This window comes from Acinetobacter sp. AR2-3 (assembly GCF_001878775.1).
Classification (GTDB): Bacteria; Pseudomonadota; Gammaproteobacteria; order Pseudomonadales; family Moraxellaceae; genus Acinetobacter; species Acinetobacter lwoffii_D.
This window is the reverse complement of record NZ_MJIQ01000099.1, coordinates 1-12,586: the sequence shown is the minus strand read 5'-3', so window position 1 is coordinate 12,586 and position 12,586 is coordinate 1. Positions and strand designations below refer to the sequence as shown.

At 42.9% G+C, this 12,586-nt stretch carries 10 protein-coding genes; 6 read left to right on the top strand and 4 right to left on the bottom strand.

All coding sequences use genetic code 11. From position 1 onward, the window contains the following. Positions 1-32: 32 nt before the first annotated feature. Positions 33-527, bottom strand: a complete 495-nt coding sequence (locus BFN00_RS15370; RefSeq protein WP_071852322.1) for an Lrp/AsnC ligand binding domain-containing protein — start codon at positions 525-527, stop codon at positions 33-35. Between the two features lie 118 nt (positions 528-645). Here BFN00_RS15370 and putA point away from each other — a divergent pair, with 118 nt between their 5' ends. The 4 genes from putA to BFN00_RS15350 all read left to right on the top strand — a co-directional run bounded on the left by putA (position 646) and on the right by BFN00_RS15350 (position 7,087). Beyond that, a complete protein-coding gene (gene putA, locus BFN00_RS15365) occupies positions 646-4,401 on the top strand; it encodes a trifunctional transcriptional regulator/proline dehydrogenase/L-glutamate gamma-semialdehyde dehydrogenase (protein ID WP_071852321.1) in 3,756 nt (1,251 codons plus the stop codon). Positions 4,402-4,585: 184 nt separating this feature from the next. Next, complete coding sequence (gene trmA, locus BFN00_RS15360; protein WP_071852320.1) at positions 4,586-5,668, top strand: tRNA (uridine(54)-C5)-methyltransferase TrmA; 1,083 nt, start codon at positions 4,586-4,588, stop codon at positions 5,666-5,668. A 243-nt stretch (positions 5,669-5,911) separates the two neighbouring features. Next, complete coding sequence (locus BFN00_RS15355; protein ID WP_004279838.1) at positions 5,912-6,136, top strand: hypothetical protein; 225 nt, start codon at positions 5,912-5,914, stop codon at positions 6,134-6,136. A 390-nt stretch (positions 6,137-6,526) separates the two neighbouring features. Further along, a complete protein-coding gene (locus BFN00_RS15350) occupies positions 6,527-7,087 on the top strand; it encodes a lecithin retinol acyltransferase family protein (protein WP_026055785.1) in 561 nt (186 codons plus the stop codon). An 82-nt stretch (positions 7,088-7,169) separates the two neighbouring features. Here BFN00_RS15350 and BFN00_RS15345 read toward each other — a convergent pair whose 3' ends face one another. After that, the gene (locus tag BFN00_RS15345) at positions 7,170-8,081 is read right to left on the bottom strand and encodes a bestrophin family protein (RefSeq protein WP_071852319.1); all 912 of its coding nucleotides are present in this window, start codon (positions 8,079-8,081) and stop codon (positions 7,170-7,172) included. Positions 8,082-8,150: 69 nt separating this feature from the next. Further along, positions 8,151-9,878: a glutamine--tRNA ligase/YqeY domain fusion protein gene (locus BFN00_RS15340; RefSeq protein ID WP_071852318.1), complete on the bottom strand. Its 1,728-nt coding sequence runs from the start codon at positions 9,876-9,878 to the stop codon at positions 8,151-8,153. A 424-nt stretch (positions 9,879-10,302) separates the two neighbouring features. Between BFN00_RS15340 and BFN00_RS15335 the strand changes: the two genes are divergently transcribed. Both BFN00_RS15335 and BFN00_RS15330 read left to right on the top strand, forming a co-directional pair. Next, positions 10,303-10,812, top strand: coding sequence for a peptidylprolyl isomerase (locus BFN00_RS15335; protein ID WP_004279844.1), 510 nt, complete (start codon positions 10,303-10,305; stop codon positions 10,810-10,812). 110 nt (positions 10,813-10,922) lie between these two features. Next, entirely contained in the window at positions 10,923-11,642 is a 720-nt protein-coding gene (locus BFN00_RS15330; protein WP_071852317.1) for a UDP-2,3-diacylglucosamine diphosphatase, read from the top strand. Between the two features lie 28 nt (positions 11,643-11,670). Here the strand turns inward: BFN00_RS15330 and BFN00_RS15325 are convergent, their stop codons facing one another. Continuing rightward, positions 11,671-11,889, bottom strand: coding sequence for a hypothetical protein (locus BFN00_RS15325; protein ID WP_004279847.1), 219 nt, complete (start codon positions 11,887-11,889; stop codon positions 11,671-11,673). Positions 11,890-12,586 lie beyond the last annotated feature (697 nt).

Sequence of the window (12,586 nt, the reverse complement as noted above, 5' to 3'; positions counted from 1 at the left end):
CTAATTGATGACAGACCCTAATTTACTGCTAATTATTTGGCTTTTCCCGGCATTTTCAGATGGATCTGCTGACTTTCTTTAATTACTTCCATCACCGGATAACTGCGCGTTTCTTTAATTCCGGGCAATTGCCACAAGATCTGACCAGAGATTTTGCGGAATTCATCCATATTGGCACAGCGGATTTTCACCACGAAATCAAAACCGCCACTGATCATATGACATTCGATAATTTCAGGAATCTGCCGCACAGCATGGGAAAATTCATCTAAAACATTCGGCGTGGTTTTATCCAGTAAAATTTCAACAAAGACCACAAAACCATTATTCAACATGACTGGATTGAGGCGCGCTTCGTAGCCCAGAATAAAACCTTCCCGGGTCAACTTTTGTACACGCGCCAAGGCTGCCGTAGGCGATAGATTAACCAGTTCAGCCAGTTTGATATTGGACAGCTTGGCATCGGATTGCAATAAACCCAGTATACGAATATCTATACGGTCAAGGTTCAAATAAGGACTTGGCATTAGAATTATTCTCTAAAAAAATAGAAAACTATAGTGAGATATTTGTCAAATATTCTGTGATTATAGATTAAAACTCATTCACCTCAAAGAACTGATTGACGCAGTACAGGAAGTCACTATGCCAACCACTCTCCGCCCAGATTCAATTTTAGATTCAGCCCAGCACTCGAATTATATTGCTGAATTTAAACACAAAAACCAATACGAAGAACGTATTAATACGGCATGGCGTCGTGCTGAAACTGAATGCGTCGAAGAGTTATTGGCCCATAGTGAAATTTCTTCCGAAATAAGTGACAAGATTCAGGCGCTTGCCTTTGATCTCGCACATTCCTTACGTGAACGTAAAAGTTCCACTGGGAAAGCCGGTATTGTCCAAGGCTTATTGCAGGAATTTTCTTTATCCTCTCAGGAAGGCATTGCCCTAATGTGTCTGGCAGAAGCCTTGCTGCGGATTCCGGACAAAGCCACACGTGACTTGCTGATCCGTGACAAAATCAATCAAGGTAACTGGAAAGAACATTTGGGCCAGAGCCAATTGATGTTTGTGAATGCAGCAGCCTGGGGACTGATGCTGACCGGCAAGCTGATGGAAACCCCACAGCAAAAAAGCCTGTCTAGCTTATTGACCGGTCTTTTGGCACGCAGTGGTCGCGGGATTATCCGTAAGGCCGTCGATGTTACCATGCGCATGATGGGCGAGCAGTTTGTTACGGGTGAAACCATTGATGAAGCCCTGAAAAATGCCGAACCGTTGGAAGAAAAAGGCTTTCGCTATTCCTATGACATGCTGGGTGAAGCAGCACTGACCGATCCGGATGCTGAACGTTATTATCAGGATTATCAGCAAGCCATTCATGCCATTGGTCAATCTTCGCAGGATAAGGATGTTTATGACGGGCCTGGCATTTCTATCAAACTCTCTGCGCTGCACCCCCGTTATCAGCGTTCGCAAATGGATCGCGTGCATGATGAGCTCTATGCAAAAGTACTGAAACTCGCGGTCTTGGCCAAGCAATACAATATTGGTTTAAATATCGATGCTGAAGAAAGTGATCGCCTTGAGATTTCACTTGAACTGTTAGAACGCCTGTGTTTTGAACCACAATTACAGGACTGGAAAGGCATTGGCTTTGTGATTCAGGCCTATCAGAAACGCTGCTTCTATGTAGTGGATTACATCATTGATCTGGCGAAGCGCAGCCAGAAACGCTTGATGATTCGTCTGGTCAAAGGCGCATATTGGGACAGCGAAATCAAGAAAGCCCAAATTGATGGAATGTCAGATTATCCGGTATTTACTCGTAAGGTGCATACGGATCTGTCTTATATTGCTTGTGCGCGTAAGCTGTTGGCTGAACCGGATTATATCTACCCACAATTTGCCACTCACAATGCACAAACGGTAGCGACGATCTATCAGCTGGCACAACCTGAGCAGTATTATGCCGGCCAATATGAGTTCCAATGTCTGCATGGCATGGGCGAACCACTGTATGAAAATGTCGTGGGCGATCCATCGAAAAATAAACTCGGTGTACCATGCCGGATCTATGCGCCAGTCGGCAATCATGAAACCTTGCTGGCTTATCTGGTGCGCCGCTTACTGGAAAATGGTGCCAATACCTCCTTCGTCAATCGTATTGCTGACAAAACCTTGAAAATTGAAGATTTGATTGAAAATCCACAGCAAACCATTTTAAAGGCATCAAAACAAGAAGGCGTGATGGGTGCCAAGCATCCCCAGATTCCCTATCCGCAAGATCTTTATACCGATGCACGATTGAACTCTTCAGGACTCGATTTGGCCAATGATGCTGAACTCAGTATTTTAAATGAAGTCGCATCCAGTCTGGCAAATACGCAATTTCAGTCAGCTGCTATGGGAACGGCATTTAGCAGCGTGGATACGCCCCATGCAGTTCCAGTGATCAATCCAGCACACCATCAGGATGTGGTCGGCACAGTCTATGAAGCAACTTCTGAACAGGCCGAAATTGCACTCACTCAAGCAGTTAATGCACAAAGTTTCTGGGCCAATCTGCCAAAAAATGAGCGTGCTGCCTGCCTGAATAAAGCCGCAGAACTGATGGAACAGCGTTTGCTTCCGCTCATGGTTCTTCTTTCTCGCGAAGCAGGTAAAACCTATGCCAATGCGATTGCCGAAGTACGTGAGGCGGTAGATTTCTTGCGTTACTATGCAGCTCAAGTTTTGGATCTCAGTGACAATGTACAGATCCAGCCTTTAGGCACCGTGCTGTGTATCAGTCCATGGAACTTCCCGCTGGCGATTTTTACCGGTCAGATTTCAGCGGCACTGGTGGCTGGCAATACTGTGATTGCCAAACCGGCTGAACAAACACCGCTGATTGCAGCACAAGCCGTGCAGATTTTATGGGAAGCCGGCATTCCGCAGGATGTATTACAGCTGTTGCCGGGCCGTGGTGAAACTATTGGTGCACAGCTCAGTGCAGATTCGCGTATTCAAGGCATCATGTTTACCGGTTCCACCGAGGTCGCACAAATTCTGCAAAAAACCGTCGCAGAACGAATAAACCAGTTTGGAGAAAGTGTCACCCTGATTGCTGAAACTGGTGGTCAAAACGCCATGATTGTGGATTCATCTGCACTCACTGAACAGGTGGTGCTTGATGTGGTGAGCTCTGCCTATGACAGTGCCGGTCAGCGCTGTTCTGCCCTGCGTGTCCTCTGTGTTCAGGAAGATAATCTGGAGGCCGTACGCAGCATGCTCAAAGGTGCGATGCAACAGTTGCGCGTTGGCAATCCGGTCTTGCTTAAAACTGATATTGGTCCGGTAATTGATGCAGAAGCCCAGCAAAATATCCAAAAGCATATTGAGCAAATGCGCAGCAAAGGCCATAAAGTTCATCAATTGATGTTTAATCAAGACCAGACTGAATTAACTCTAGGAACATTCATTGCACCAACCCTGATTGAACTGCCAAATCTGGATGATCTGGAACGTGAAGTATTTGGTCCGGTACTGCATCTGATCAGCTATAAATATGGCGAACTGGAACAGTTGTTAGATCAGATCAACAGCAAGGGTTATGGCCTGACCATGGGCTTGCACACGCGTATTGATGAAACCATGCAAACCGTGATTGCACGAGCGGAAGTCGGCAACCTGTATATCAACCGCAATATCGTTGGTGCGGTCGTGGGCGTCCAGCCCTTTGGTGGCGAAGGTCTGTCTGGCACCGGCCCGAAAGCAGGTGGCCCGTTGTATATCTACCGTTTAATGCATCAAGTATCCGAGAAAAAACTGGCGCAGCCTTATGCAGTTCAAGCGGGTCCAGCACTTGTTGAACATAAACTTGTTCAGGAGTTTAAAGTCTGGGTAGCTAAAACTTTCCCAACTTTATCTTTAAAAGCACCTATGCAAATTGCGACTGGTCAAAGCTTTAGCCTGCAAGGTCCAACCGGTGAGGAAAATCAGTACCTAATCTTGCCACGAGAAAGTCTTCTATCTTTGGCACACACGGAGCAAGACCAGATTCAGCAAATTCTGGCAATTTTATCGGTCGGCAGTCGTCCTGCATTCCTAGCTGACAATACTTTTATTCTGAAATATTTACCAACCATGCCAGCCGCGATCAGCAAGCAATTTAAAGTGGTCCGGGATATTGAAACAGGCGCGTTTGATGCCGTCATGCATCATGGTGATTCTTCTGAACTGATTGATTTGCAAAAACGCATTGCAGGCCGAAAAGGTGCAATTATTGGTATCACCCATTTAAGTTCGGGCAACTATGATATTCCGGTCGAGCGATTTGTGATTGAACGCGCGATCAGTATCAATACGGCGGCGGCAGGCGGCAATGCCAGCTTGATGACGATGGATAATCTCTAAATCAGTCCAATCATCTCAGCATTTTTAGCTTAAATCTTTCCTCTTTATGGCCAAACCTCTCTCCTCAGAAGGTTTGGTCTTTTTTATGCAGCTTTTAAAGCGGCTTGACTACAATAGGCTTAGGCAGATCGGCAATTTTTTGCTACCATTTGCGCTTTAAAATATTTGCGATTTCTTACTGCATATGACTTCATCTTATCAGCAACAACTTGAAGCCAAAATTGAACGCATCAGCGCTCAGTTTGCCGAATATCAACCACCTGCTTTAGAAGTATTCCAGTCTCCTGAAAAATATTTCCGCATGCGTGCTGAATTCCGGATCTGGCATACTGAAGATGATCTGTTTTATGCCATGTTCGAACGTGACGAAAACAACAATAAAAAAGTGATTCGTATTGATGAATTTCCAATTGCAGACCGCAGTATTAATGACTTGATGCCGCAACTACTGGCAGCATTCAAGGCAGATGCCAATCTGGGTCGTCGTCTATTTGAAGTCCATTTTCTGGCGACGTTAAGTGGTCAGGTTCTGGTATCCCTGATTTATCACCGCAAGCTGGATGAAAGCTGGGAACCTGCAGCAAAAACCCTGGCGGAAAAGCTGAATATCAAACTGATTGGCCGAAGCCGTGGCCAGAAATTCGTCCTGACCGATGAATATGTGGTGGAAGAGCTATCGGTCTTTGATCGTCGCTATCAATACAAGCAGATCGAAAGCAGTTTTACCCAGCCAAATGCACAAGTTTGTCAAAAAATGCTAGAATGGGCATGTGATGCAGCGGAACAATCAGATAAAGATTTGCTTGAGCTCTATTGTGGCAATGGTAACTTCACCCTACCGCTTTCAACCAAGTTCCGCCGTGTATTGGCCACTGAATTAGCCAAATCTTCAGTTTATGCAGCTGAGTGGAATATTGAGCAGAACCGGATTGAAAATATTCAGGTCGCGCGTCTGTCTGCCGAAGAATTCACTCAAGCGTATAATGGCGAGCGTGTTTTCCGTCGCTTGCAGGAAGCACAAATTGATATTTCGACTTATGATTTTGATACGGTATTTGTCGATCCACCGCGTGCCGGCATTGATGATGAAACGCTGAAACTGTTACAGCGTTTCCAGCGTATTATTTACATTTCTTGCAATCCAGATACCTTATATGACAATCTGAAACAGTTGTCTCAAACGCATAGAATTAGCAAGTTCGCCATGTTTGACCAGTTCCCGTATACACACCATGTTGAGACTGGTGTTTTACTGGAAAAAGTATAAAGAGTTTGTTTCAATTTATTATATTGTTACAAAAATGGAGCTTTTTAAAGCTCCATTTTTTATATTATAAATCATGTATTTAAGAATAAATATTGACTTGTACAGCAAGAAATATCGTTAGACCTTTAGGCTTCCATCGGAAATTTTCAAGATCAACTGCTGCTTTTATCATATAGGTCCTATTGCTTTATTTATTTAATTGGCTATATTTCACTCTATGTTAGGTTGTTGTATGAAGGCTCTATGAGTTTTTGGCAAAAGTTGTTTTCTCATGAACAACACAATGAACACAAGAATCAAATTGCTTGTGTTGAAAATGATTGCTCTTGCAAGACGAATGAACAGCTTCTTGAAGCACTTTCTAAAGCCACTGATGAAGAAATCATCATCGGAATTAAAAAGGTTCTCGTATCTCGCGGCTATAGCCGCAAAGAACTGAATGAACTTCAGCACTTGCCATTGCAGTAATCGGACAAGGTTACAGCCGTATAAAGAAAGCACTTGCGTAGTCAAGTGCTTTTTTTATGCTTGAAAGTTTAGTTGAAGGGTTTGGTCTTTTCTATTTCACCATAGTTTATTAACTCCAACTTTAAAACTTCAGAGATCAGGCAGGAAAACGCTGAACAACTCATTTAATCCCCTGCTTTTGATTTGAAGAAATATTAAGACATGCTTAGGCTATTTAAAACTTTTATCAGAAGTATATTTCTTAAATACTGCTTTCTTTTAATTCCTTTAAACTTGGCTTAATAACTCTTCAATTCTGATCTGAAACTCAGACAAGGCATCGATTAATTTAGCAAAACACAGTACACTTCCTATTAAACGACAATGCTTTTTAAATGGCTTAATTCTGATATGCAACAGACTAAACGGTTTCCCATAGGCGCACATCTTATGGTTAAACATTTCGGTTATACCCATCATGGGATTTACGCCGGACGTGGTCGTGTCATTCATTATTCCGGCTTTGCGCATTTATTCAAGAAACGCCCGATTGAAATCACCTCAATTGAAAAATTCAGTCATGGCAAACCAATTCATATGCAACATTATGACTCGGCCAAATATAAAGGTCGTAAAGTGGTGCGCCGCATGCGGTCCAGAATGCATGAAAACAATTATCATCTGATTATTAATAATTGCGAACATTTGTGTACTTGGGCGATTACCGGTGTGGAAAGCAGCCCGCAAGTGATTTATATGATGAATCGTCTGACCACGATTGGTTATATCAGCTCGATGATGAGTTTTATGAACAGCATGTTCCTGACCCTGACCACCACCAGTTTCGCATTGGCGCTGTACATCAAGAAGAAGCTCAGAGATAAAGCCAATCTGCGTTTGCAACAATACCGTGAATTGCAAGATCAGGCTAAAACTAAAGTGTCAGACCTGACCAATCTTAAACATCGTTAATTTAAAGCTCAGCCTGCCGATGATTTTTTATTAGCAAGAAATTTTAAGTTCGTGTTTACATTTTGATGATATCGATAAGGAATCAGGTTAAATAGCCTTTTCTGGCTTGAATCGCCTCAGGTAGTGCTTTACCTAAAGAGCTTAGGGTTTCCCGCTCTACTAGTCGTACAATTGAATCTAGCGGCAGATCGTTGTCCTGCAGGCCAAAAGGTTCTTCCAGCTCCGCACTGAGCTCATCCAGCCCGAGCAGCATATAAGCAATCAATCCGACCAGTATCGGCGTCCACAGGCCTAAATTCGCCTGCAAACTGAAAGGTAAGATAAAGCAAAAAGAATAAACCGCGCGATGCAACAGCACCGAATAAGAAAATGGTAATGGCGTTGACAAAATCCGGTCGCAACCGGCCTGAATATCTCCCAAAGCCACAGTATGCTGATTCAGGTTGTTATAAATAATATCGCTGATCTTGCTCTGTTTATATTGCTGCACCAGCTCTTTTTGCATCTGTTCCAGCACCCATTGTGAAGGATTGATTTGCATGGACAATTGCTCAAATGACTTAGGTTCAAAACTGGTAGTGGCTTGATAAGCCTGAATACTGGGCGTTTGCTGTCTCAGCCGATCCCGTAATAGATGGGTGAACAGCATCATGCGGTACAATAAGATTTCACGGGTTTGCTCATCCAGCACATGGCTATCCCGGCATAAATGGCGCGTAGTGGCAATCAGCGCGCCCCATAGCTTGCGCCCTTCCCACCAGCGATCATAGCAGGCCGTATTTCTAAAACTCAGAAAGATCGAGAGAATCACACCAAAGATGGTAAAGCCAATTGCCGGGACGGCAGGAAGGCTCACGAAATGTGCCTGACTCAAATACACCAGTAAAGCGGAAATAAAGACCACCAAAACCAATGCGGGCAGCACCTTGGGCAGAATTGTTCCCTGCCAGGCAAACAGTAAACCCAAACTATTATTCTTATCACGCACAATCATGCAATTTTCCCTGCTGTATTGAAAAAGCCCAACCAGAGTTGGGCTTTTTACATTCTGACTTAAACCAGCTTATTTGCCAGGTTTAAAGCTGTCCTTAAGATCAAGGATACGGTTGAATACCGGTTTTTCGCTTGAATGATCGTATTGATCTGCCACAAAATAGCCTTCACGCTCAAACTGGAACCGGTCTTCCGGTTGTGCTTGTGCCAAAGCAGGCTCAATCACGGCCTGAACTACCTTTAATGATTCAGGGTTCAGGTTTGCCAGGAAGTCATCACCCACTTCTGGATCAGATTCGGTGAACAGACGGTCGTAAATACGCACTTCCGCAGGAACGCCTTTTGTCGCAGATACCCAGTGAATCACACCTTTCACCTTACGACCTTCAGGATTTTTACCCAAAGTTTCAGGATCAATCGAACATTTCAGCTCAACTACTTCGCCATTTTCATCTTTAATGACTTCGTCACATTTGATGACATAGGCATGACGTAAACGGACTTCACCACCTGGAATCAAACGTTTAAAGCCTTTTGGTGGCTCTTCTTCAAAGTCTTTACGGTCAATATACAGCTCAGTCGTCAATGGAATAACGCGCTCGCCCATATCGACATTCGGATGACGTGAATGGGTCAGGTCCATATCGGCTGGCAAGTTGGTTAAAGTCACTTTTAATGGATTTAACACCGCCATACCACGAGCTGCGGTATTTTCCAGAGACTGGCGAATACAGTATTCCAGCATGGCTACATCGACGATACTGCCATCAACCTTCGACACACCGACACGTTGACAGAAATCACGTAGACCTTCAGGTGTGAAACCACGACGACGCATACCCACTACAGTTGGCATACGTGGATCATCCCAACCATTTACATGACCACCTTCAACCAGCTTACGCAATTTGCGTTTTGAGGTGATGGTATAGTCCACATTCAAACGGCTCGATTCATACTGACGTGGCACGGATGGTGATTTAACTTTTGCCACCACCCAGTCATAGAACGGACGGTGATCCTGGAATTCCAAAGTACACAGTGAATGCGTAATGCCTTCAATCGCATCAGAAAGTGGATGCGCATAGTCATACATTGGATAAATTTTCCATTTATCGCCAGTCTGATGGTGCTCAGAATGCAGGATACGATACAGGATCGGATCACGCATATGCACGTTCGGTGACGTCATATCGATCTTGGCACGTAAAACGGCCTGACCTTCTGCATATTCACCGCTGCGCATTTTCTCAAAACGTTCCAGGTTTTCTGCAACCGTTGCATCGCGTTGTGGCGAGTTTTTACCTGGCTCAACGAAATTACCACGGTTTAAACGGATCTCTTCAGGGCTTTGCAAATCCACATAGGCATCGCCCTGCTCAATCAGCTGAACTGCCCAGGTATAAAGTTGATCGAAATAGCTTGATGCATAACGCGGCTCGCCTTCCCATTGGAAACCCAGCCATTTCACGTCATTGGCAATACCATCCACATATTCCTGCTCTTCGGCATCCGGGTTGGTATCGTCAAAACGCAGGTTACACACACCTTTAAATTCTTCAGCAATACCGAAGTTCAAGCAAATTGCTTTCACATGGCCAATATGTAAATAGCCATTCGGCTCAGGCGGAAAACGCGTCACCACCTGTTGAGTACGACCAGCGGCTAAATCATCAGTAATGACCTGACGTACAAAGTCCAAGCCTGGTTGTTGTTCTTGCTGCTGCACTGAATCGACTGCATTGTTCTTCTGGGTCGGGTTCTCGGGCAGAGATGTCACAACATCATTTGGCTTCATGATCAATCATTCACTTCTAAAGTTAAAAAGGGATTAACGAATATTTCATCGTACAAGTTGTACGTATATTCATTATCAAAGTTCCTTAGTTTAACTATAGGTGCTTAATCTCTCAACCGCTAACTACGGTATTTGATTTCAATTCACTCATTTTAAAAAGTGAAAATACAGCAAGCTGCCCAAAACTAAAATATCAACACTTTACGAAACTGGAAAATGATTCAATTTGTACCTAACCCGAAATATAACGCCCTGTCTGGCAGCAATTGAAATGCCTTGATAAATCAACGTATAAATAAGGTATTATTTTTATGCTTTTAACAAAGAAAATAATGTTTTTACTTGCCTTGTCGAATGTAGTTTGCTTATGCTTCACTCATTCAGAAAAAACCATGGCACTCGTCCATGATCAGGAGATTACACAATGAGTTTTCCTCAAGTCGAATTAAACACCAATAAAGGTCGTATTGTTCTAGAACTCAATGCTGAAAAAGCACCTAAAACCGTAGCTAACTTTTTAGAATACGTACGTGACGGTTTTTATGACGGCGTAATTTTCCACCGTGTTATTGATGGTTTCATGATCCAAGGCGGCGGCATGGATGAAAACTTCAAGGAAAAAGCAACACGTGATGCGATCGAAAACGAAGCAGACAACGGCTTGACCAATGACGAAGGTACGATTGCAATGGCGCGTACTCAAGCACCGCACTCTGCTTCTGCTCAATTCTTCATTAACGTGAAAAACAACTCATTCCTTAACCACTCTGGCAAAACTGCTCAAGGTTGGGGTTATGCCGTATTTGGTAAAGTGGTTGAAGGTATGGACGTTGTGAACGAAATCAAAAACGTACGTACTGGCAACCGTGGCTACCACGCTGACGTTCCTCTAGAAAACGTAGTAATCGAATCTGCAAAAATCATTTCTGAATAAAAAACGTCCTCTCCGTTCTTTATGAGTTTTAAAGCGATGCTTTAAAACGGTGTAATGGAAAATCCCTCATATGAATGAGGGATCTAGAGAGGAATAAAAGGAAAAGATTCGTGACCTATCTGTTTATCTCAGATTTACATTTGTCACCTGATCACCCTCGACTTGTTCGGGGGTTTTTAGATTTATTAACTGAATATCTAGATCAAAATACCCAATTGTATATTCTGGGTGACTGGTTCAATGCCTGGATTGGTGATGACTATACAGCTCCGTGGCTGGACGATATTGTCACTACATTAAAACAGTTTACTCAGGCTGGGAATCAGGTCTATTTTCAAGCGGGCAACCGGGATTTTGTCTTGGGAAATAAATTTTTAGCTCGATTTGGCGGGCAGCTTCTTCCTGAGATTGACCAGTTAATCATTGCTGGAATACATTTTCGCCTGGAACATGGCGATGCGCTATGTACCGATGACGTCTCCTATCAGCGTTTTAAAAAGATTATTCGTCATCCCTGGCTACTTGGCTTCTTAAGAAAAACCCCTCTCTCATTTCGAACCAGACTAGCCAACCGCTTTCGTCAACAAAGCCATCAGGCACAACAGTTTAAAAGCTATGAAGTGATGGACGTCAACCCACATGCAGTTGAGCTGGCATTACAGGATGTAGATGTACTGATCCATGGTCATACGCATCGCGCAGCCATTCATCATTTAGCCCAGAAAAGAAGAATTGTACTAGGCGACTGGAAAGAAGACAGTGCAGAGATTCTGGAAATTCAGGAAGATCAAAGTTTTGATACCCTGAAACTAAAAAAGTGGCGATATTAATCAGCCACTTTTTACGATATTGATCTGCTTAACACAGACGATAAAGCTGGTTTACCCCAGTATAGAAACTTTTACCATCGAGATTGAACTGAAATTCCTCACCCGTTGGCAATTGAATCATTTTACCGACCTCAACCCAGATAAAACCGTCCATTGTATTTTGCTTGCGCTTTAATGGAACCAGTTTCACGTTAATTTCATTGCCATCAGCGGCAGTGGCAATATGCCATTCATTGATTTTGATCAAAATATTTACTCACACGATATGAGCTTTTTGTGACTATATGGAGAGAGATTAATAACAACCTAGTTTACATAATAGTTCTATGGTTAGTAGATCTTATTTGAGTTCAAATACTTGAACTAAAAAGTACATCACAATCAGCTTAAAATAATAATAGAAGCAAGAACAGTACTTGCTTGAAGTGCAACCAGTGTAAGCTATTTATCCAGCAAAAGCAAAATTACATTGTAATGACAATAGAATGGGATTTTTAAGAACTTTTTTCATGCTTTGTTAATTATTAGGCTTTTGATTTTTATGATCTAAAATTCATTTTAACGTTATTTCATTTCCGTTGATAAACAAAACCTGTCTTTAAATACCTTAAAATCAATATTAGAGACATGAAACTCAGCCCGAGGTACAGCAAGTTCCACTCTCCCGTCTTTTGATAATTTAGGATCAAGAGAATAGCATTTAAGGCTACAAACAGTACGTGAATCATAAAAAAGGCTTGTTGCACTCGTCTAGTTTTTTGCTGACGTTGGTTCTCTAAGATGTTCTGCTGTTCTTGTAAAAATTTTTCTGCATCTTGAAGGTTCATTATGATTTTCTTATGGCTGAATGAATAGCTCATCTAAAGAATTTCCGGTTAAAAATAAACTAAAAATCTAAGTAAGCTATTCATTCAGAATCTCTTGTTGATTAGGGTCTGTTGACA

Excerpts from the sequence above, each read along its gene's own strand:
- BFN00_RS15335 (WP_004279844.1), top strand. The coding sequence starts at position 10,303 with ATGAGTTTTCCTCAAGTCGAATTAAACACCAATAAAGGTCGTATTGTT.
- trmA (WP_071852320.1), top strand. The coding sequence starts at position 4,586 with ATGACTTCATCTTATCAGCAACAACTTGAAGCCAAAATTGAACGCATC.
- BFN00_RS15340 (WP_071852318.1), bottom strand. The coding sequence starts at position 9,878 with ATGAAGCCAAATGATGTTGTGACATCTCTGCCCGAGAACCCGACCCAG.
- BFN00_RS15350 (WP_026055785.1), top strand. The coding sequence starts at position 6,527 with ATGCAACAGACTAAACGGTTTCCCATAGGCGCACATCTTATGGTTAAA.
- BFN00_RS15355 (WP_004279838.1), top strand. The coding sequence starts at position 5,912 with ATGAGTTTTTGGCAAAAGTTGTTTTCTCATGAACAACACAATGAACAC.
- putA (WP_071852321.1), top strand. The coding sequence starts at position 646 with ATGCCAACCACTCTCCGCCCAGATTCAATTTTAGATTCAGCCCAGCAC.
- BFN00_RS15345 (WP_071852319.1), bottom strand. The coding sequence starts at position 8,081 with ATGATTGTGCGTGATAAGAATAATAGTTTGGGTTTACTGTTTGCCTGG.
- BFN00_RS15370 (WP_071852322.1), bottom strand. The coding sequence starts at position 527 with ATGCCAAGTCCTTATTTGAACCTTGACCGTATAGATATTCGTATACTG.